This is a genomic window from Stenotrophomonas sp. CCNWLW162 (assembly GCF_037203745.1).
In the GTDB taxonomy this organism is placed as follows: domain Bacteria; phylum Pseudomonadota; class Gammaproteobacteria; order Xanthomonadales; family Xanthomonadaceae; genus Stenotrophomonas; species Stenotrophomonas maltophilia_AQ.
Window position 1 is genome coordinate 34,717 of the sequence record NZ_JBBCBL010000010.1, and the last position, 18,840, is coordinate 53,556.

19 protein-coding genes are annotated in these 18,840 nt (G+C 65.7%); 10 read left to right on the forward strand and 9 right to left on the reverse strand.

Annotation, left to right across the window (positions count from 1 at the left end; all coding sequences use genetic code 11):
* Positions 1 to 27: 27 nt before the first annotated feature.
* From V9K93_RS19330 to V9K93_RS19340, 3 genes are all read left to right on the forward strand, one after another.
* Positions 28 to 696, forward strand: a complete 669-nt coding sequence (locus tag V9K93_RS19330) for a TetR/AcrR family transcriptional regulator (protein WP_046986532.1) — start codon at positions 28 to 30, stop codon at positions 694 to 696.
* A gap of 26 nt (positions 697 to 722) precedes the next feature.
* Positions 723 to 3,095 (forward strand): 3-hydroxyacyl-CoA dehydrogenase/enoyl-CoA hydratase family protein, encoded by a 2,373-nt coding sequence (locus tag V9K93_RS19335; RefSeq protein ID WP_046986531.1) that lies wholly within the window; start codon positions 723 to 725, stop codon positions 3,093 to 3,095.
* A 98-nt stretch (positions 3,096 to 3,193) separates the two neighbouring features.
* On the forward strand, positions 3,194 to 4,402 hold the full coding sequence (locus V9K93_RS19340) for an acetyl-CoA C-acyltransferase (protein WP_089240530.1): 1,209 nt from the start codon (positions 3,194 to 3,196) through the stop codon (positions 4,400 to 4,402).
* Positions 4,403 to 4,947: 545 nt separating this feature from the next.
* On the opposite strand, the gene galU is transcribed toward V9K93_RS19340, so the two are convergent.
* The 8 genes from galU to cmk form a co-directional block, all read right to left on the reverse strand.
* Positions 4,948 to 5,826 carry a UTP--glucose-1-phosphate uridylyltransferase GalU gene (galU, locus tag V9K93_RS19345; RefSeq protein ID WP_046983803.1) on the reverse strand — a complete coding sequence of 293 codons (879 nt, stop codon included), beginning with the start codon at positions 5,824 to 5,826 and terminating at the stop codon, positions 4,948 to 4,950.
* Positions 5,823 to 7,736 (reverse strand): polysaccharide biosynthesis protein, encoded by a 1,914-nt coding sequence (locus V9K93_RS19350; RefSeq protein ID WP_046983804.1) that lies wholly within the window; start codon positions 7,734 to 7,736, stop codon positions 5,823 to 5,825. Before V9K93_RS19350 ends, galU begins: the two co-directional genes overlap by 4 nt.
* 3 nt (positions 7,737 to 7,739) lie before the next feature.
* The gene (locus V9K93_RS19355) at positions 7,740 to 8,729 is read right to left on the reverse strand and encodes an MraY family glycosyltransferase (RefSeq protein ID WP_046983805.1); all 990 of its coding nucleotides are present in this window, start codon (positions 8,727 to 8,729) and stop codon (positions 7,740 to 7,742) included.
* Positions 8,730 to 8,732: 3 nt separating this feature from the next.
* A complete protein-coding gene (lapB, locus tag V9K93_RS19360; protein ID WP_337303063.1) occupies positions 8,733 to 9,911 on the reverse strand; it encodes a lipopolysaccharide assembly protein LapB in 1,179 nt (392 codons plus the stop codon).
* Between the two features lie 6 nt (positions 9,912 to 9,917).
* Positions 9,918 to 10,202, reverse strand: coding sequence for a LapA family protein (locus tag V9K93_RS19365; protein ID WP_046983806.1), 285 nt, complete (start codon positions 10,200 to 10,202; stop codon positions 9,918 to 9,920).
* Positions 10,203 to 10,284: 82 nt separating this feature from the next.
* Positions 10,285 to 10,590: an integration host factor subunit beta gene (locus V9K93_RS19370; protein WP_005409286.1), complete on the reverse strand. Its 306-nt coding sequence runs from the start codon at positions 10,588 to 10,590 to the stop codon at positions 10,285 to 10,287.
* Between the two features lie 87 nt (positions 10,591 to 10,677).
* Positions 10,678 to 12,363, reverse strand: coding sequence for a 30S ribosomal protein S1 (gene rpsA / locus V9K93_RS19375; RefSeq protein WP_012510790.1), 1,686 nt, complete (start codon positions 12,361 to 12,363; stop codon positions 10,678 to 10,680).
* A gap of 198 nt (positions 12,364 to 12,561) precedes the next feature.
* Positions 12,562 to 13,239 carry a (d)CMP kinase gene (gene cmk / locus V9K93_RS19380; protein WP_337303064.1) on the reverse strand — a complete coding sequence of 226 codons (678 nt, stop codon included), beginning with the start codon at positions 13,237 to 13,239 and terminating at the stop codon, positions 12,562 to 12,564.
* 197 nt (positions 13,240 to 13,436) lie between these two features.
* Here cmk and ykgO point away from each other — a divergent pair, with 197 nt between their 5' ends.
* On the forward strand, positions 13,437 to 13,562 hold the full coding sequence (ykgO, locus tag V9K93_RS19385; RefSeq protein ID WP_005409283.1) for a type B 50S ribosomal protein L36: 126 nt from the start codon (positions 13,437 to 13,439) through the stop codon (positions 13,560 to 13,562).
* A 30-nt stretch (positions 13,563 to 13,592) separates the two neighbouring features.
* On the opposite strand, the gene V9K93_RS20820 is transcribed toward ykgO, so the two are convergent.
* Positions 13,593 to 13,871, reverse strand: a complete 279-nt coding sequence (locus V9K93_RS20820; RefSeq protein WP_480982511.1) for a hypothetical protein — start codon at positions 13,869 to 13,871, stop codon at positions 13,593 to 13,595.
* On the opposite strand from V9K93_RS20820, the gene V9K93_RS19390 reads away from it, so the two are divergent.
* From V9K93_RS19390 to V9K93_RS19415, 6 genes are all read left to right on the forward strand, one after another.
* Positions 13,766 to 14,038 (forward strand): hypothetical protein, encoded by a 273-nt coding sequence (locus V9K93_RS19390; protein ID WP_428709117.1) that lies wholly within the window; start codon positions 13,766 to 13,768, stop codon positions 14,036 to 14,038. The genes V9K93_RS20820 and V9K93_RS19390 overlap by 106 nt on opposite strands.
* Positions 14,039 to 14,077: 39 nt before the next feature.
* On the forward strand, positions 14,078 to 15,115 hold the full coding sequence (locus V9K93_RS19395) for an agmatine deiminase family protein (protein WP_136639465.1): 1,038 nt from the start codon (positions 14,078 to 14,080) through the stop codon (positions 15,113 to 15,115).
* A gap of 158 nt (positions 15,116 to 15,273) precedes the next feature.
* Positions 15,274 to 16,161, forward strand: coding sequence for a carbon-nitrogen hydrolase (locus V9K93_RS19400; RefSeq protein WP_337303065.1), 888 nt, complete (start codon positions 15,274 to 15,276; stop codon positions 16,159 to 16,161).
* Positions 16,162 to 16,175: 14 nt separating this feature from the next.
* Entirely contained in the window at positions 16,176 to 16,706 is a 531-nt protein-coding gene (locus V9K93_RS19405) for a GNAT family N-acetyltransferase (RefSeq protein WP_046983811.1), read from the forward strand.
* Positions 16,707 to 16,710: 4 nt separating this feature from the next.
* Positions 16,711 to 17,931 carry a TraB/GumN family protein gene (locus tag V9K93_RS19410; RefSeq protein ID WP_136639466.1) on the forward strand — a complete coding sequence of 407 codons (1,221 nt, stop codon included), beginning with the start codon at positions 16,711 to 16,713 and terminating at the stop codon, positions 17,929 to 17,931.
* A 49-nt stretch (positions 17,932 to 17,980) separates the two neighbouring features.
* On the forward strand, positions 17,981 to 18,826 hold the full coding sequence (locus tag V9K93_RS19415; protein WP_046983813.1) for a phytanoyl-CoA dioxygenase family protein: 846 nt from the start codon (positions 17,981 to 17,983) through the stop codon (positions 18,824 to 18,826).
* Positions 18,827 to 18,840: the final 14 nt, after the last annotated feature.

The window sequence follows — 18,840 nt, forward strand, 5'->3', positions numbered from 1 at the left end:
ATCGTTTGATTAAGGTCCACCCGCCCGATGGCCAAGCCCGCCCACTTCTCGACCAAGGACCGGATCCTCGGCGCCGCCGAGGAGCTGTTCGCCCAGCACGGCTTTGCCGGCACCTCGCTGCGCCAGGTCACCAGCCAGGCCGACGTCAACATCGCAGCGGTGAACTACCACTTCGGCTCCAAGGAAAACCTGGTCAACGAGGTCTTCCGCCGCCGCATGGACGAAATGACCGGCGCCCGCCTGTCGCAGCTCGAGCGCGCCCGCGCCGAGCACCCCGGCCAGCTGCGCCCGGTGCTGGCCGCCTTCGTCGAGCCGGCCCTGGCCATGGCCCAGGACCGGCAGAGCGGTGGCGCCTTCGTGCGTGTGATCGCGCGCGCCTATGCCGAGAAGAACGACAACCTGCGCAAGTTCCTGTCCGACCATTACGGCCATGTGCTGCGCGCGTTCGGCAAGGCCATCGCCGAATGCGTGCCCGGCCTGAGCAAGGAAGAGCTGTACTGGCGGCTGGATTTCCTGGCCGGTTCGCTCACCTATGCCATGGCCGACTTCGGGCTGATCAAACGTCCCGCCGGTGTCACCGAAGCGGCGCATCGTGCCCATGCCGCCCATGAACTGATCCATTTCGCCGAGGCCGGGTTCCGTGCCGCCGCACGCAGCGGCAGCGCCCTGCCCGCCTCCATTGATTCCACCCAGTAACTGCTGACCAACAAAGGCCCTACACCATGTCCAATTCCCTGCTAGTCCGCCGCGCCGCCGTGCTGGGTGCCGGCGTCATGGGTGCCCAGATCGCCGCCCACCTCACCAACGCTGGCGTCGACACCGTGCTGTTCGACCTGCCTGCCAAGGAAGGTCCGGCCGACGGCATCGTGCTGAAGGCGATCGCCAACCTGGGCAAGCTGAGCCCGGCGCCGCTGGCCAGCAAGTCGCTGGCTGAAGCCATCACCCCGGCCAACTACGAAGGCGGCCTGGAACAGCTGAAGGACTGCGACCTGATCATCGAGGCCATCGCCGAGCGCATGGACTGGAAGCAGGACCTGTACAAGAAGATCGCCCCGTTCGTGGCTGATCACGCGGTGCTGGCCTCCAACACCTCGGGCCTGGGCATCAACAAGCTGGCCGACGTGCTGCCCGAACAGCTGCGCCACCGCTTCTGCGGCGTGCACTTCTTCAACCCGCCGCGCTACATGCACCTGGCCGAGCTGATCCCGGCCACCACCACCGACGCCGCCGTGCTGGAAGGCCTGGAAGAATTCCTGGTCACCACCCTGGGCAAGGGCGTGGTGTACGCCAAGGACACCCCGAACTTCATCGGCAACCGCATCGGTGTGTTCTCGATCCTGTCGACCATCCACCACACCCAGCAGTTCGGCCTGGGCTTCGATGAAGTGGACGGCCTGACCGGCCCGCTGGTCGGTCGCCCGAAGTCGGCCACCTACCGCACCTCCGACGTGGTCGGCCTGGACACCATGGCCCACGTCATCAAGACCATGGGCGACACCCTGCCCAACGACCCGTGGCATGAATTCTTCAAGTCGCCGAAGTGGCTGGACGCGCTGATTGCCAAGGGCGCACTGGGCCAGAAGACCGGCGCCGGCATCTTCCGCAAGGTCGGCAAGGACATCGTGGTGCTGGACCTGGAAAAGCAGGACTACCGTCCGGCTGACCGCGCCGCCGCACCGGAAGTGGTCGAGATCCTGAAGATCAAGAACCCGGCCGAGAAGTTCGCCAAGCTGCGCGAGAGCCAGCACCCGCAGGCGCAGTTCCTGTGGGCGACCTTCCGCGACCTGTTCCACTACAGCGCCTACCACCTGGCCGACATCGCCGAGACCGCGCGCGACGTGGACCTGGCCATCCGCTGGGGCTACGGCTGGTCGCTGGGCCCGTTCGAAACCTGGCAGGCTGCCGGCTGGAAGCAGGTCGCACAGTGGATTGCCGATGACATCGTGGCCGGCAAGAGCATGAGCAACGCCCCGCTGCCGGATTGGGTGTTCGATGGCCGCGATGGCGTGCACGCCGCCGAGGGCAGCTACAGCCCGTCGCGCAACGCCAAGCTGCCGCGCTCGTCGCTGCCGGTGTACCAGCGCCAGCGCTTCCCGGATCCGCTGCTGGGCGAGAAGTTCGCGCCGGGCGAGACCGTGTTCGAGAACGACGGCCTGCGCATGTGGCACGACGGTGATGGCATTGCCGTGGTCAGCTTCAAGACCAAGATGAACACCGTCTCCGACCACGTGCTCGACGGCTTGCAGGAATGCGTGTCGCGTGCCGAGAAGGACTTCCAGGGCCTGGTGATCTGGCAGCAGAAGGAACCCTTCTCCGCCGGTGCCGACCTGGCCGGTGCGCTCGGCCTGCTGCAGGCCGGCAAGGTCGACCAGTTCGAAGAAATGGTGCACAACTTCCAGCGCACCAGCCAGCGCATCAAGTACTCGCTGGTGCCGGTGGTGGCTGCGGTGCGTGGCCTGGCCCTGGGTGGCGGCTGTGAGTTCCAGATGCACAGCGCCAAGACCGTGGCCTTCCTGGAAAGCTACATCGGTCTGGTCGAGGCCGGCGTCGGCCTGCTGCCGGCAGGCGGCGGCCTGAAGGAACTGGCGGTGCGTGCCTCGCAGGCCGCTGGCCCGGGCGGTGACGTGTTCGCCGAACTGAAGAAGACCTTCGAGACCGTGGCGATGGCCAAGGTGTCCAACTCGGCGGTCAACGCCCAGGAACTGGGCCTGCTGCGCAGCACCGACAAGGTGGTGTTCAACAGCTACGAGGCCCTGTACATCGCCAAGGCCGAAGCACGCGCCCTGGCCGAAGCGGGCTACCGTCCGCCGCTGCCGGCACGCCGCATCCAGGTGGCCGGCGACGTCGGCATCGCCACCTTCAAGATGATGCTGGTCAACATGCTGGAAGGCCGCTTCATCAGCCCGTACGACTACGAGATCGCCGAGCGCATCGCCACCGTGCTGTGCGGCGGCAAGGTCGACCGCGGCACCCTGGTCGACGAAGAGTGGCTGCTGACCCTGGAGCGCAAGCACTTCGTCGAACTGGCCCAGCAGGAAAAGACCCAGGCCCGCATCGCGCACATGCTGAAGACCGGCAAGCCGCTGCGTAATTGATTGATGGCGGGTGCCGGCCACGGGTCGGCATCCCTCTGCCTCTGGTAGGTGCCCACCTTGGCGGGCACACCGGCAAAAAACTTCGAGAGATCACTGCAATGACCAAGCAAATCCAGGACGCCTACATCGTCGCCGCCACCCGCACCCCGGTTGGCAAGGCGCCCAAGGGCATGTTCCGCAACACCCGCCCCGACGACATGCTCGCCCACGTGCTGCGCAGCGTCGTGGCGCAGGCGCCGGGCGTGGACGTCAACCGCATCGATGACGCGATCATCGGCTGCGCGATGCCCGAAGCCGAGCAGGGCATGAACGTGGCCCGCATCGGCGTGCTGCTGGCCGGTCTGCCGAACACGATTGCCGCGCAGACCGTGAACCGCTTCTGCTCCTCCGGCCTGCAGGCCGTGGCGCAGGCCGCCGACGCGATCCGCCTTGGCAACGCCGACCTGATGCTGGCCGGCGGCACCGAATCGATGTCGATGGTGCCGATGATGGGCAACAAGATTGCGATGGCCCCCAGCGTGTTCGACAACGACCACGTCGCCATCGCCTACGGCATGGGCATCACCGCCGAGAAGGTCGCTGAAGAGTGGAAGGTCTCGCGCGAAGACCAGGACGCGTTCGCCCTGGCCTCGCACCAGAAGGCCATGGCCGCCATCCAGAACGGCGACTTCAAGGACGAGATCAGCCCGTACGAGATCGTCTCGCACCAGCCCGACCTCGCCGACGGCAAGCGCATCATCACCCGCAACAAGGTGGCCGACACCGACGAAGGCCCGCGCCCGGATTCCTCCGCTGAAGGCCTGGCCAAGCTGCGCCCGGTGTTCCGCAACGGCCAGTTCGGCGGCACCGTCACTGCCGGCAACTCCTCGCAGATGAGCGATGGCGCCGGTGCGGTACTGCTGGCGTCGGAACAGGCGATCAAGGATTACGGCCTGACCCCGCTGGCCCGCTTCGTCAGCTTCTCGGTGGCCGGCGTGCGCCCGGAAGTGATGGGCATCGGCCCGATCGCCGCGATCCCGAAGGCACTGAAGCAGGCCGGCCTGACCCAGGACCAGCTGGACTGGATTGAGCTCAACGAAGCCTTCGCCGCGCAGTCGCTGGCGGTGATCCGCGATTGCGGCCTGGACCCGAGCAAGGTCAACCCGTTGGGCGGCGCGATCGCCCTGGGCCATCCGCTGGGCGCAACCGGCGCGATCCGTACCGCGACCCTGCTGCACGGCCTGCGTCGTCGCCAGCAGAAGTACGGCATGGTGACGATGTGCATCGGCACCGGCATGGGTGCGGCGGGTATTTTCGAGGCGCTGTAAGGTTCAAGGCGTTGCCGGCTGCAGTGTCGGTTTGCTGTGGGGCCCGGGTGGGTGAGACTGCCCGGGACACTCCGTGAACCCCCCTCCGGGGTCCGGCCCAGCCGCTAGCGGCTGTGCGTTCGGGCGCTTGCGAAGCAGTGCTTCGCAACCAAAGCGCCCTCACCCTTGGGGGCTCGATGGCGCCATCCATGGCGCCAACGGTCCCGGGCAGCCCTGCCGACCCGTCCCTTCCAGCCTCCCCGCGGCGGAAGGATGAGCAAAGGCAAGAGCAGTAGATCCACGCCATGCGTGGATGCTCTGGAAACGAAAAAAGGCAGCCATCGGCTGCCTTTTTTGTTTCTGCCCTGCTCTTGATTCCGCCCTTCCCGTCCGCGCCCGCAGGAAACCTGACAGGCGGGGCGGGTGGGCCTTTGCAGGACCGTTCGCCGCATGGATGCGGCGACAGAGCCCCCATGGACGGGTTTACGGCGTGTCCTGCAAAGGCCCACCCGTCCCGCCCATCACGTATCAATCAAGGCGCCGCGAACGGAGCGCTTGAAAACACCTTATTCCGCCAGCATCGCCGCCAGCTTCTCGCGTGCCGGGCCGGCCAGCTTCGGGTTGTCCAGCGCGAAGCGAATCGTCGCCTCCACCAGCCCCAGGTGCGTGCCGCAATCGAAACGGGTGCCCTCGAAACGATAGGCATCCACCTCTTCGGTCTTCAGCAGCTGCGCGATCGCATCAGTCAGCTGGATCTCGCCACCGGCACCGCTGCCGGTCTGCTCCAGCAGTTCGAAGATCTTCGGGCTCAGCACGTAGCGGCCGACCACGGCCAGGTCGCTCGGTGCGTCCTCCGGCTTCGGCTTCTCTACGATCTGCGAGATACGACCCTTGCGGCCATCGAACGCATCGGTGGCGACAATGCCGTAGCTGGCGGTCTTGTCATGCGGCACGTCTTCCACCGCGATCACGCTGGCGCCACTGGCTTCGTTGAGGTCGGCCATCTGCTTCAGCGCGCCATCGCCACGGTTCCAGATCAGGTCGTCCGGCAGCAGCACCGCGAACGGCTCGTCGCCGATCACCGCCTTGGCACACAGCACCGCATGGCCCAGGCCCAGCGCTTCAGCCTGGGTCACGAAGATCGCACGCACGCCGTTGGGCAGCACATGGCGGATCATCTCCAGCTGTTCCAGCTTGCCGGCACGCTCGAGCTTCTGCTCCAGTTCGTAGGCCTTGTCGAAATAATCGGCCACCGCATGCTTGTAGCGGTTGGTGATGAACACCAGCGTGTCGCAGCCCGCTTCGATCGCTTCATCAACCGCGTACTGGATCAGCGGACGATCAATGATTGGCAACATTTCCTTCGGCACCGTCTTGGTTGCCGGCAAAAAGCGCGTCCCGAGCCCTGCCACTGGAAAAACTGCCTTGCGAATTCGCTTGCTCATTGGTGCCTGTTGGCCTCACGTGCCGGAAAGGGCACGACTTTAGCGGATGAAATGTAAGCATCCTGTTCGATGGGAGAGAACTCCGGCATCGTCGCGAACAGGATCTCCTGGATGCTGGTGGTGTCGTAGCTGCACACCGCCTCGCGCAGGCGCGGGACATTGCCCAGCACCACATCGCGCGCGAACGTGCGCACACCGGCCTCGAGAATCTTCGGGTGCGCGGTCGAACGATAGTCCTCGTCCGAATAGAACAGCGTCTCGTGCAGCTTCTCGCCCGGGCGCAGGCCGGTGTAGATGATCGGAATGTCCTTGTACGGCTGCTTGCCGGCCAGGCGGATCATCTGTTCGGCCAGGACGCGGATTGGCACCGGCTCACCCATGTCAAGCGTATAGATCGCACCATGCGAGGCTGACGCGGCGGCCTGCAGAATCAACTGGCAGGCCTCCGGGATGGTCATGAAGTAGCGGCTGACTTCCGGGTCGGTGACAGTAACCGGTCCGCCGCGCAGGATCTGCTCGCGGAACAGCGGCACCACGCTGCCGGCCGAGGCCAGCACGTTGCCGAAGCGCACGGTGACGAACCGGGTATGCGTGGACCTCTGGTCCAGGCTCTGGCAGATCATCTCGGCGTAGCGCTTGCTGGCACCCAGCGCATTGACCGGATCAACCGCCTTGTCGGTAGAGATGAACACGAAATGCTCGACGTGCGCCTCAAGGCAGGCACGAGCCACGTTCTCGGTGGCCAGGATATTGTTTCGCACCGCTTCGCGCAGCTGACGCTCCAGCACCGGCACATGCTTGTAGGCAGCGGCATGGAACGCGGTATCGACCGGATGCAGCGACAACGCGTGGCGGATCACCGCCGGGTCGCCACAGTCGCCCAGTACCGCTTCGACCTCGACATCGGGGAAGCTGCGGCGCAGCTCGCCTTCAATGGTCAGCAACAGCAGCTCGCTGATCTCCAGCAGGATGATGCGGCCGGCGCCATGGCGCGCGCACTGGCGGCACAGCTCCGAGCCGATCGAGCCACCGGCACCGGTGACCATCACCGTACGCCCGCCCAACCAGCCGCGAATCAGGTTCCAGTCCGGCATGATCGGCTTGCGGCCGAGCAGATCCTCGATCGCCACTTCCTTCAACTGCCCTGGCAGCGACTGGCCCTGCAGGATGTCGCTGAGCTTGGGTACGGTACGGAACGGCACGCCGGTGCTTTCGCAGATGGCGACGATCCGCTGCATGCCCGCGGCATCCAGCGACGGAATAGCAATGACCAGCAGCTTGGCCGCGGTTTCGCGAACCACCGCCGGCGCGTCGTCCAGGCCGCCCAGGATGGGCAGCCCCTGCAGCTTGGCCCCTCGCAGGTGGGGTGCATCGTCCAGCAGGCCCACCGGCTCGAAGTTGCCCGACCGGCGCAGGTCGCGGACCAGGGTCTCGGCCGCCTGGCCGGCACCGAGGATCAACACGCGCCGCGCGGACGAATCCGACTGCAGCGACTGGTAATCCTTCCAGGCCCGGTACAGCAGCCGGGGCGCACCCAGCAGCGCCGACAGTGCGAACGGATAGATCACCAGCACCGACATCGGTACGCCATCGAAGCGCTTCCACATCAGCACCAGCACGATGGCGACCATGCCGATGAAGCTGGCCTTGAAGATGTTCAGCAGGTCGCTGACGCTGGCGAAACGCCACAGCCCGCGATACAGGCCAACGCGCCAGAACACCAGGCCCTGCAGCAGCAGTACCAGGGTGGTGTCGACATTCCACAGGGGAAGCGCGGGCGCGTTGGGAAGGATCGAGTAGCGCCCCGCATGGAGCAGCTGCCAGCATGCCCAGACCATGAAAAGGTCGTGGCAGACGATGGCCGAACGCGGCATCAGGCCGAGGATTCTGTCCCGCCAGGGTGAAGCCATGAGTCAGATAGTTCCTTGTCGGTGACGCAATCCATTGCGCAGGAGGAGCCAAAGGACGCTCAGCGCAATGAACCACGCGATCGCCACGACAGCCTCCCACCTCGGCTGCAAATTCGAGCAGACATTAAGCACTGTAATACTGAACAGGCCCAAAGCAAAGTACATCCCTGTCACCTGAGCGTGGCTGGCTCCTGCCTGGACCGCCCTCTGGTAGACGTGCTGGGTATGGGGTTCCGTCCAGCGTTGCCCGGAAATGATGCGCGCCAGCAGTGTGAAGCCTGCGTCCACAAGGAACGCCGAGGCCGGGACCAGCAGCAGGATCCAATTGATGTCGGTACGCACGCTGGCGATCGCCAGAACCACCGCCACGGCATACCCCAGCGCGCCACTTCCGACATCACCCATGAAGATCCGTGCCCGCGGAAAGTTGAACGGCAGGAATCCCAGGCAGGCCAGGCCCAGCGCCACGGCGGCAAGCGAATAGGGCCAGGGCAGCACCGGCGCCAGGCCCAGCGCGACCACGATGGCCTGGCTGGCGGCAATGCCGTTGATCCCATCCATGAAGTTCCAGATGTTGATCAGCGAGGCAGTGAACAGCAGCACCAGCACGGCCAGCAGCCAGCTGCCACCATGCATCTTGACCAACGCAGCCAGCAGCGCGGCGGCGATGAAGTGCACCAGCAGCCGGCGCATGGCCGGAAGCGGCTTGTGATCGTCCCACCAGCCGATGCCCGCGACCAGGACCAGGCCGAGACTGGCAACCAGCAGGCTGGGCGTTGCTTCGGGCCAGGCCCACATCGCCACGCCCGCCGTAACGAGCAGGCTGATGACGATGGCGATGCCGCCACCGCGGGGGGTTGCCACGCTATGGCTGCGGCGTTCGCCGGGCTGGTCCATCAGCTGCCTGCGCAGCGCGTAACCGCGTGCCGCCCAGGTCAGCGCCGCACTCAGCAGGGCCAATCCCAGCAGCGCCCCCATCACAAACCACGGCATGGATCAGAGCACCGCGTAGTTCAGCAGTGGCTTGACCGTGCCCCACTCCTTGCAGCTCGGGCACTGCCAGTGGTGGGTACGCGCGCCGAAGCCGCAGCGGGTGCAGCGGTAAGCGGGGTTGCGGACCAGCAACTGGTCGGTGATGTGCTTGAGGTCGTGCAGGGTCGCCGTGGAATCGGCGCCTTCGGCCAGGGTCAGGTCGATCAGCGCGGACTCGCCACGTACCGAAGGACGATCCTTGAGCTGGCGGCCGAGGTAGGCACGGGCCGGGGCCACGCCCTCCTGCTCTTCCATCAGGCGGGTCAGCGCCAGCACCGGGGCGATACCACGATAGTGCTCGGTCATTTCCGAGAGGAACGCACGCGCACCGCCGAGGTCGCCGACCTTCCGGTAGTTGGCCATCAGCGCAGGCAGCAGCTCGGGCAGGTACTCGGGATCGTTGCGGGCCGCGCGCTCGAACGCGCGCACGGCGGCTTCGGCGTTGCCGGCATCCGTTTCCAGGCGGCCCTCGATGATGCCGGCACGCACCGACATCGCGTCGGCCTGGTAGGCGCGGGCAATCGCTGCCCTCGCCTCTTCCAGCTTGCCGGCGCCGCGGAAGCGCTCGGCCAGCTCGCACTCGAACTGGCTGATCAGCTTGCCCATCGGCTCGCCGGTCACGTCCTCGAAGCGGGTGGCATTGTCGATCGCCTTTTCCCAGTCACGCTCAGCCTGGTAAATGCCGATCAGGTGCTTGAGCGCCTGCGGAGCACGCTGGTCCAGCTGCGCCAGTTCGGTGAACACGGTCTCTGCGCGGTCCAGCAGGCCGGACTTCATGTAGTCCTCGCCCAGTGCCAGCAGCGCCTGCACGCGCTGCGCGTCGCTCAGGTCGTGGCGGTTGACCAGGCCCTGGTGCAGGCGGATGGCGCGATCGACTTCACCACGGCGGCGGAAAAGATGGCCCAGCGCGACCTGGGTCTCGAAGGTTTCCTTGTCCAGCTCGGCGATGTGCAGGAACAGCTCGATGGCCTTGTCCGGCTGTTCGTTGAGCAGGTAGTTCAGGCCGCGGAAATAGGTGCTGGACAGGCGGCTGACCTGGTTGTCACCGTGGCGTTGCCCGCCACGCCGGCCGATCACCCATCCGGCCAATGCGGCCAGCGGAACGAACAGGAAAAACCACAGCCACTCGGTGACGAAATCCATCTTCGGTCAGCGTCCATCAAAAGATTGCGGGGGAACCACCGGCGCCGACGTGGCGGCAACGGACTTGTTGGCGCGGCGCAGCTGGCTGTAGAGCGGAATGACCACGCTCACCAGCACCAGGCCGGCGCCGACGATCACGCCGATCAGCAGCGCGGCAATCAGCGCCACGCCGACGGACGTATTCAATTGGGTGAACAACAGGTTGATCGACATCGCGGTCATGTTGACCGCACCAATGATCAGCCCAAGGATCAGCACCGCCAGCAGGACCAGCAGACGAAAAACCTTCATGCGACAGCTCCAGTGGCAGGAGACCGTAGCTTATCCGACTCGCGGCTCGATTCGCACGCGGTGGCGCGACGGCGGGGCGGGCTCAGGCCGGATCGGCGTCCAGCGGCAGCACACTGCTGACCCGCTCGCGCAGTTCCTTGCCCGGCTTGAAATGGGGGACGTGCTTGCCCGGAAGGGCCACCGATTCACCGGTCTTCGGGTTGCGGCCCAGGCGCGGCGGACGGTAGTGCAGCGAGAAGCTGCCAAAGCCACGGATTTCGATGCGATCCCCGGCAGAGAGGGAACCGCCCATCATTTCCAGCAATGACTTGACCGCCAGATCGACATCATCGGCCTTCAGGTGCGCCTGCCGGCGCGCAAGGATTTCGATCAGTTCGGATTTGGTCATTACCGGCTCACATCAGGGGCATCTCAGCCTGAAACGGCCCGGGCAGTGCCCGGGCCGTCCAGGAAACAACGAACAGCGTAAGGCCGATTACTCGGACTTGTTGCCGCTCAGCTGCGCACGCAGCAGCGCGCCCAGCTGGGTGGTGCCGCTGGCAGCCGAAGAGGACTGGTATTCCTCCAGCACTTCGCGCATTTCCGCGTCGTCCTTGGCCTTGATCGACAGCTGCAGGGTGCGGCCCTTGCGGTCCATGCCCACGAACTTGGCTTCGACCTTGTCGCCGACCTTCAGGTGCTGGGTGGCGTCGTCAACGCGCTCGTTGGCGATGTCGCGGGCCGAGACGTAACCTTCGATGCCGTCAGCCAGCTCGATGATCGCGCCCTTGGCGTCGACTTCCTTCACCACGCCCTCAACCTTGGAGCCCTTCGGATTGGCAGCCATGTACTGGCCGAACGGATCCTGCTCCAGCTGCTTGACGCCCAGCGAGATGCGCTCACGCTCCGGATCGACAGCCAGGACAACCGCGTCCAGGGTGTCGCCCTTCTTGAAGTTGCGAACGATGTCTTCGCCAGTGGTCGCCCAGCTGATGTCGGACAGGTGAACCAGGCCGTCGATGCCGCCGTCCAGGCCGATGAAGATGCCGAAGTCGGTGATCGACTTGATCTGGCCCGACACCTTGTCACCCTTCTTGTGGGTGGCAGCGAAGGTTTCCCACGGATTGGCGGCAACCTGCTTCATGCCCAGCGAGATGCGGCGACGCTCCTCGTCCACGTCCAGGACCATGACTTCAACTTCGTCACCGACCTGCACGACCTTGGACGGGTTGACGTTCTTGTTGGTCCAATCCATTTCGGAAACGTGCACCAGGCCTTCGACGCCCGGCTCGATCTCGACGAACGCGCCGTAATCGGTGACGTTGGAGACCTTGCCGAACACGCGGCTGTTGGCCGGGTAACGACGGGCGATGTTATCCCACGGATCTTCGCCCAGCTGCTTCAGACCCAGCGAAACGCGGTTGCGCTCGCGGTCGAACTTCAGCACGCGCACGTCCAGCTCGTCGCCGACGTTGACGACTTCGGACGGATGGCGCACGCGCTTCCATGCCATGTCGGTGATGTGCAGCAGGCCGTCGATACCGCCCAGGTCCACGAACGCGCCGTAGTCGGTCAGGTTCTTGACGACACCCTTCAGGATCGCGCCTTCCTGCAGCTTGTCCATCAGCTGCTCGCGCTCTTCCGAGTGCTCGCTTTCGACGACAGCGCGGCGCGAAACCACGACGTTGTTACGCTTGCGGTCCAGCTTGATGAGCTTGAACTCGAGCTCCTTGCCTTCCAGGTAGGCCGGATCGCGCACCGGGCGCACATCGACCAGGGAACCCGGCAGGAAGGCGCGGACATCCTTGATGTCCACGGTGAAACCACCCTTGACCTTGCCGCTGATGCGGCCGGTGATGGTTTCGTTCTTTTCCAACGCTTCTTCCAGCTCGTCCCACACCATCGCGCGCTTGGCCTTCTCGCGCGACAGGACGGTTTCGCCGAAGCCGTTCTCGATCGAGTCGAGGGCGACCTTGACGATGTCGCCTTCGGCGACGTCGATTTCGCCAGCGTCGTTACGGAACTGTTCGATCGGCACGATGCCTTCGGACTTCAGGCCAGCGTTGATCACCACGACGTCGCCGCGGACTTCAACAACGGTACCGCTGACGATGGCGCCCGGCTTCAGCTTGGCCAGGTTGGCCTGGCTGGCTTCAAACAGTTCGGCAAATGATTCGGTCATTAGATTTACTCTGTTGGACACATGGGTCGGTGGCGTCCCCTTCAGGGGAATGGCGACCGCCCGCCTGTTGGTCGACCCCGGAAACGCAGGTCGTGTGTAGTAGGAAAACCGCCACGCATCATTGCGCGACGGAGCTGGTACAGCACTGCTTTGCGCGACCACCACCGGTGTTGCTGGCAGTACTCCCGCGCGAACGGATCAGGCAGCCGGAACCGGAAGCAGATCCATCACTCGGGCAACGACATCATCGATGCCGATGCCTGTGGTGTCGATGAGGACAGCATCGTCTGCCGGCTTCAGGGGCGCCACGGTACGCTGAGCATCACGGGCGTCGCGGGCCATGATCTCGCGCAGGAGGTCATCAAAGCTAACAGAAACCCCCTTGTCTTTCAACTGCTTATGCCGGCGCTCGGCGCGCTCCTCGGCACTGGCGGTCAGAAAGACCTTGTAGGACGCGTCCGGGAAGATCACCGTGCCCATGTCACGGCCATCGGCGACCAGGCCCGGCAGTTCCCTGAATGCGCGCTGGCGCTCCTTCAGGGCGGCACGGACCTCAGGAATGGCGGCAATGGCCGAGGCCAGCGCCCCCGTGGTCTCCAGGCGCAGCTCGTCGGTGGCATCGGTGCCGTTGACCAGGACCCGCATGGCCTCGCCCTGCTCGGCAAACTGGACGTGGGTGTCGAAGGTGCAGCGGACCAGCGCCGAGGCATCCGAGGTATCGATGTCGGCCCAGCTGGCAGCCACGCCCACCGCCCGGTACAGCGCGCCCGAATCCAGGTAATGCCAGCCCATCCGGCGCGCCACGATGCGGCTGATGGTACCCTTGCCGGCCCCGGATGGGCCGTCGATGGTCAGGACGGGAGCGAGTGGATTCATGGGGGTCCCAGAGCGTGTGAAGAGGCCATTCTAGCCCCTGCCAGACGCCCCCAGCAGGATCTTTTGTGCAACCACTTGAAACCACGAGGAAAAGCCCGGTAGAATGGCGGGCTTGAACGAGCGTCAACTGCCGATTGTCTTTCGCATATCGCGGCCACGCTCCACCCGAACAACTACTGTTTACGCCGAGGTATGCCATGAAAGTCCTGTCCTCCCTGAAGTCGGCGAAGGCCCGTCACCGTGACTGCAAGGTCGTGCGTCGCCGTGGCAAGATCTTCGTCATCTGCAAGTCGAACCCGCGTTTCAAGGCGCGTCAGCGCTAAGCCTCACAGCCCTCGCGGCTGCGGCTGGCCCTACGCGGGGCCGACCCGATGCAAAAAGCCGCCTTCGGGCGGTTTTTTGTTTATGCGGCTTTTTCCTGCCGTTTTTGCTGTAATCGCCGTTCTTGACCACTGGGGAGTAGTTCGAGATGAAGCGTTACCTGTCCGCCCTGGCCATGCTGGCCACCCTGGCCGCCGCCACACCGGTGCTGGCCGATACCCTGCTTGTCGACCGCGCCCGCGAAAAACCAGCTGGTGCCCTGCCCGCGCGCGGCCAGAGCATGCAGCAGGTGCAGGCGCAGTTCGGTGCACCAAGCGAGCAGCTGCAGCCGCGTGGCGGGCAGAAACGGCAGTGGCCGACCATCAACCGCTGGGTGTACCCGCAGTTCACCGTCTACTTCGAGAAGCAGAAGGTGATCAACGTGGTGGCCAACCAGGCGGACCCGAACGAAATCGGCCCGAAACCGCCGATCCGATGATCCCTCTACCCGCCGTGCGCGGGCCTGTGTAGCGAGACCATGAACCAGACCCTTCGTTTTCCTGCCGAATGGGAAGCCCAGAGCGGCATCCTGATTGCCTGGCCCACCGCCGACACCGACTGGGCCGACCGCCTGGGCCAGGTGGAAGAGACCTACATCGCGCTGGTCGCGGCCATCACCCGCTTCCAGCCGGTGCTGATCTGCGTGGCCGATGACGATGTGGAGACCTATGCCGAGATGCGGCTGCGCTCCAACCGCATCGACATGGACAAGGTCCACTTCACCACGGCGGCCTACGACGATACCTGGCTGCGCGACTCCGGCCCGATCACCCTGCGCCGCGCCGATGGCGGCTTCCAGCTGCTGGACTTCCGCTTCACCGGCTGGGGCGGCAAGTTCGACGCGACCCTGGATGACCAGCTGGTGGGCGTGCTCGACCAGGCCGGCGTGTTCAACGACGCACCGGTGCGCAGCATCCCGTTCGCGCTGGAAGGCGGCGGCATCGAGACCGACGGTGAAGGCACCCTGCTGACCACCTGGAAGTGCCTGCACGAGCGCCACCCGGACCGCGACCGGGCAAGCCTGACTGCCGACCTGGCCGACTGGCTGCAGCAGGATCGCGTGCTGTGGCTGGACCACGGCTACCTGGAAGGCGACGACACCGACGCCCACATCGACACCCTCGCCCGCTTCGCCTCGGCCGACAGCATCGTCTACCAGGCCTGCGACGACCAAAGCGACTCGCATTACGCCGAGCTGCAGGCGATGGGCGACGAGCTGGCCGCACTGCGCACCAAGGATGGGCAGCCGTACCGCCTGTTCCCGCTGCCGTGGGCACAGCCGGTGATCGACGAAGGCCGCCGCCTGGCTGCGTCGTACGCCAATTACCTGATCGTCAACGGTGCCGTGCTGATGCCGGCCTACGGCGATCCGGCTGACGATCTCGCCCGCGACGTGCTGGCGCAGGCGCACCCGGGCCGCGAGATCGTGCAGGTGCCGTGCCGCTCGCTGATCTGGCAGAACGGCAGCCTGCACTGCATCACCATGCAGCTGCCGGAAGGCCTGTTGAAGGCATGACGGTAGTGCCGGCCGCTGGCCGGCAACCATGCAATGCCTGATGGATCCACGGGATTGCCGGCCAGCGGCCGGCACTACCAGCACCCATTCAGCGCGCGACACGCCGTCGCCGTCCATCCGCGCTAACATGCAGGTTTTCCCCCGCAGGAACGCCCCGCATGAACTCGCGCAGCCCCCTTACCGTCGCCCTGATCCAGGAGCGCAACCACGGTGATGCCGCCGCCAACCTGGCGGTGATCGAAGCACGCGTGGCCGAGGCGGCTGCGCAGGGTGCCAAGCTGGTGCTGCTGCAGGAACTGCATAACGGTCCGTACTTCTGCCAGCACGAGTCGGTGGACGAGTTCGACCTGGCCGAGCCGATTCCGGGCCCGAGCACTGAGCGCCTGGGCGCGCTGGCGAAGAAGCATGGCGTGGTACTGGTCGGCTCGCTGTTCGAGCGCCGAGCTGCCGGCCTGTACCACAACACCGCGGTAGTGTTCGAAAAGGACGGCACGCTGCTGGGCAAGTACCGCAAGATGCATATCCCGGACGACCCGGGCTTCTACGAGAAGTTCTACTTCACCCCGGGCGACATCGGCTTCAAGCCGATCGATACCTCGGTGGGCCGCCTCGGCGTGCTGGTGTGCTGGGACCAGTGGTACCCGGAAGCGGCGCGCCTGATGGCGCTGGCCGGTGCCGAGCTGCTGCTGTACCCGACCGCGATCGGCTGGGACCCGGACGATGTGCAGGACGAGAAGACCCGCCAGCGCGACGCCTGGGTGCTGAGCCACCGCGGCCACGCCGTGGCCAACGGCCTGCCGGTGCTGAGCTGCAACCGCGTCGGCCACGAGGCTTCGCCGCTGGGCGCGTCGGGCATCCAGTTCTGGGGCAACAGCCACATGCTCGGCCCGCAGGGCGAGTTCCTGGCCGAGGCCGGCACCGATGCCACCGTGCTGGTGTGCGACGTCGACCTGCAGCGCAGCGAGCACGTGCGCCGCATCTGGCCGTTCCTGCGTGATCGCCGCATCGATGCGTACGGCGACCTGCTCAAGCGCTACATCGACTGAGCCGGAGCCCGCGCATGGCCGTCCTCATCCGTGATGCCGGCCCGGCCGACATCGACGCGATCACCGCGATCTATGCGGTGGAAGTGACCGACTTCGTCAACACCTACGAGTACGACATCCCCGACGCGCCGGAGATGCTGCGCCGCATGCGCGACATCATCGACCGTGGCTTCCCCTACCTGGTCGCCGAGATCGACGGCCAGGTGGCCGGCTATGCCTACGCCAACACCTACCGCACCCGCATCGCCTACCAATGGACCGTGGAAAACTCGGTCTACGTCGATGCCCGCTTCCAGGGCCAGGGCGTGGGCGCCGGCCTGCTCCAGGCCCTCATCGACGCCTGCGTGGCGCGCGGCTACCGGCAGATGGTGGCGGTGATCGGTGAACCGACCAATGCCGCCTCCATCAAGCTGCACGAACGCTTCGGCTTCGAGCTGGTGGGCGTGTTCCGTGGCCTTGGCCGCAAGCATGGCCGCTGGCTGGATACCGTGCAGATGCAGCGCGCGCTCGGCGATGGCGCCGACACCGCACCTTCCAATGAATGAATCCATGACTGAAACCCTTCCTGACACCGGCGATGACCTGTTCGCCGGCCAGCCGGTACGCGTCGTTGAACGCGACGGCGTGCGCTACACCCTGCTCGGCACCGCGCACGTCTCTCGCGCCAGCGTCGAAGCAGTGGAAAAAGCGATCGACAGTGGTCGCTTCGACGCGGTGGCCGTCGAGCTCGATCCGCAGCGCCTGCAGGCCCTGAGCGACCCGGACACCCTGGCCAAGCTCGACCTGGTCGAGGTGATCCGCAAGGGCCGCGTCGCCCTGTTCGCCGCCAACCTGGCGTTGTCCGCCTACCAGCGGCGCCTGGCCGAGCAGCTCGACATCGAGCCGGGTGCCGAACTCAAGCGCGCGGTGGAACTGGCCCGCGAGCGCGATCTGCCTGTGCACCTGATCGACCGTGAAGTCGGCCTGACCTTCCGCCGTGCATCGCAGCGGCTGGGCTTCTTCGGCAAGCTGAAGCTGGTCGCCGGGCTTGGCGCCGGCCTGTTCTCGTCGGAGGAAGTGGGCGAGAACGAGATCGAAAAACTTAAGCAGGGCGACATGCTGGAGTCGAGCTTCGGCGAGTTCGCCAGCGAGAGCCCGGCGCTGTACGAGACCATCATCGGCGAGCGCGACCGCTACATGGCCACGCGCCTGCGCGAAGCGCACGACCCGCAGCAGCGCGAAGTGCTGGCGGTGGTCGGTGCCGGCCACCTGGCCGGGCTGGCACGCTATCTGGAAACCGACACCGAGGCGCCGGCACCGCTGCGCGCCGAGCTGGAATCGGTGCCGAAGAAGCGCAACATCCCGTGGTTCACGCTGGGCATCCTGGCCATCGTAGCGACCGGCATCGGCGTGGGCTTCTACCGCGGCGGGCTGGGCGTGGGCACCGAGCTGCTGGCGACCTGGGCGATGTACACCGGCGGTCTGGCCGGCCTGGGCTGCCTGCTGGCCGGTGGCCATCCGCTGAGCATCCTGACCGCGATCGCGGTGGCACCGTTCAAGCCGTTCCGCTTGAGCATTCCAACCGGCGCGTTCTCGGCGCTGGTGGAAGCACGCCTGCGCAAGCCGGCGTACGAGGACTTCCTGAAGCTGCGCGACGATGCGCAGAGCCTGAAGGGCTGGTACCGCAACCGCGTCACCCGCGTGGTGCTGACCTTCATGCTGACCAACCTGGGCAGCATGCTGGGCCTGTGGCTGACCACGTTCAAGGTCTGGGGCAAGGTGGCGGGCTGATGGTCCCGCCCCACGTGGCTATACTCGGCGTTTAAGGAGGAACACAGCGATGGATGCATATGACGCGCTGATGCGCGATGGTTACGTAGTCGTTCGCCAGGCCATCGCGCCGGCGCTGGTCCAGGACATCAATGAGCGCATCGCGCGCTTCAAGCAGCGCAACCCAAAAGCGGTAACGCGCAACCTGGACGATCACAATCGCATGTACCGGGTCGTCAACCTGCACCTGGCAGTGGATGCGATGACACGCCTGCTCACCGACAACCCGGCCATCGACGTCTGCGACCGCTTCCTCGGTGAACCCACTACGCTCTACACCAGCCTCTACTACGAGCGCGGATCCGAACAGTCATTGCACCGCGATACGCCGCTGTTCTGCACCTCCCCGGGCGAGCGCTACATGGGCGTGTGGACGGCACTGGAGGCAGTTGATGACAGTAACGGCCCACTACGGGTGGTCCCGGGCAGCCACCTGCTGCCGCCCATTGATGTGCAGGCGCTGCGACGCACGGTCTTCGGCGACAGCCCGGTCGGCGCCATGTCGCCGGAGGGCTGGACTGCCTACCAGGATGCGGTGGCCCGCCAATGCGAAGATGCTGGCCTGCAACCGCAAGCGGTGCACGTGCAGGCGGGTGACGTCATCGTCTGGCACCCACAGTTGTTCCATGGCGGCGCCCCGCATCCTTCGTCCGGCACGCGCCGCAGCGTGGTGATGCATGTGACCCCGAAGTCGATGCCGGTCGGTCACATGGATGTCTTCTACGGACAGACCCACCCGCCGGAGAAGGCGCCATGGCGCTACTACCGACGCGGTCGGCGTGAGATCGCGCGGTTCGGCCATGTCGATTTCGGGCATGAATACACCCGGCGCACGCTGTTCCTGCGCAAGGCCTGAAAAAAAATGGGGGG

Bases quoted from the DNA above. Each gene is read 5' to 3' on its own strand.
- V9K93_RS19330 (WP_046986532.1), top strand. From the start codon at position 28: ATGGCCAAGCCCGCCCACTTCTCGACCAAGGACCGGATCCTCGGCGCC.
- V9K93_RS19335 (WP_046986531.1), top strand. From the start codon at position 723: ATGTCCAATTCCCTGCTAGTCCGCCGCGCCGCCGTGCTGGGTGCCGGC.
- V9K93_RS19340 (WP_089240530.1), top strand. From the start codon at position 3,194: ATGACCAAGCAAATCCAGGACGCCTACATCGTCGCCGCCACCCGCACC.
- galU (WP_046983803.1), bottom strand. From the start codon at position 5,826: ATGAGCAAGCGAATTCGCAAGGCAGTTTTTCCAGTGGCAGGGCTCGGG.
- V9K93_RS19350 (WP_046983804.1), bottom strand. From the start codon at position 7,736: ATGGCTTCACCCTGGCGGGACAGAATCCTCGGCCTGATGCCGCGTTCG.
- V9K93_RS19355 (WP_046983805.1), bottom strand. From the start codon at position 8,729: ATGCCGTGGTTTGTGATGGGGGCGCTGCTGGGATTGGCCCTGCTGAGT.
- lapB (WP_337303063.1), bottom strand. From the start codon at position 9,911: ATGGATTTCGTCACCGAGTGGCTGTGGTTTTTCCTGTTCGTTCCGCTG.
- V9K93_RS19365 (WP_046983806.1), bottom strand. From the start codon at position 10,202: ATGAAGGTTTTTCGTCTGCTGGTCCTGCTGGCGGTGCTGATCCTTGGG.
- V9K93_RS19370 (WP_005409286.1), bottom strand. From the start codon at position 10,590: ATGACCAAATCCGAACTGATCGAAATCCTTGCGCGCCGGCAGGCGCAC.
- rpsA (WP_012510790.1), bottom strand. From the start codon at position 12,363: ATGACCGAATCATTTGCCGAACTGTTTGAAGCCAGCCAGGCCAACCTG.
- cmk (WP_337303064.1), bottom strand. From the start codon at position 13,239: ATGAATCCACTCGCTCCCGTCCTGACCATCGACGGCCCATCCGGGGCC.
- ykgO (WP_005409283.1), top strand. From the start codon at position 13,437: ATGAAAGTCCTGTCCTCCCTGAAGTCGGCGAAGGCCCGTCACCGTGAC.
- V9K93_RS19395 (WP_136639465.1), top strand. From the start codon at position 14,078: ATGAACCAGACCCTTCGTTTTCCTGCCGAATGGGAAGCCCAGAGCGGC.
- V9K93_RS19400 (WP_337303065.1), top strand. From the start codon at position 15,274: ATGAACTCGCGCAGCCCCCTTACCGTCGCCCTGATCCAGGAGCGCAAC.
- V9K93_RS19405 (WP_046983811.1), top strand. From the start codon at position 16,176: ATGGCCGTCCTCATCCGTGATGCCGGCCCGGCCGACATCGACGCGATC.
- V9K93_RS19410 (WP_136639466.1), top strand. From the start codon at position 16,711: ATGACTGAAACCCTTCCTGACACCGGCGATGACCTGTTCGCCGGCCAG.
- V9K93_RS19415 (WP_046983813.1), top strand. From the start codon at position 17,981: ATGGATGCATATGACGCGCTGATGCGCGATGGTTACGTAGTCGTTCGC.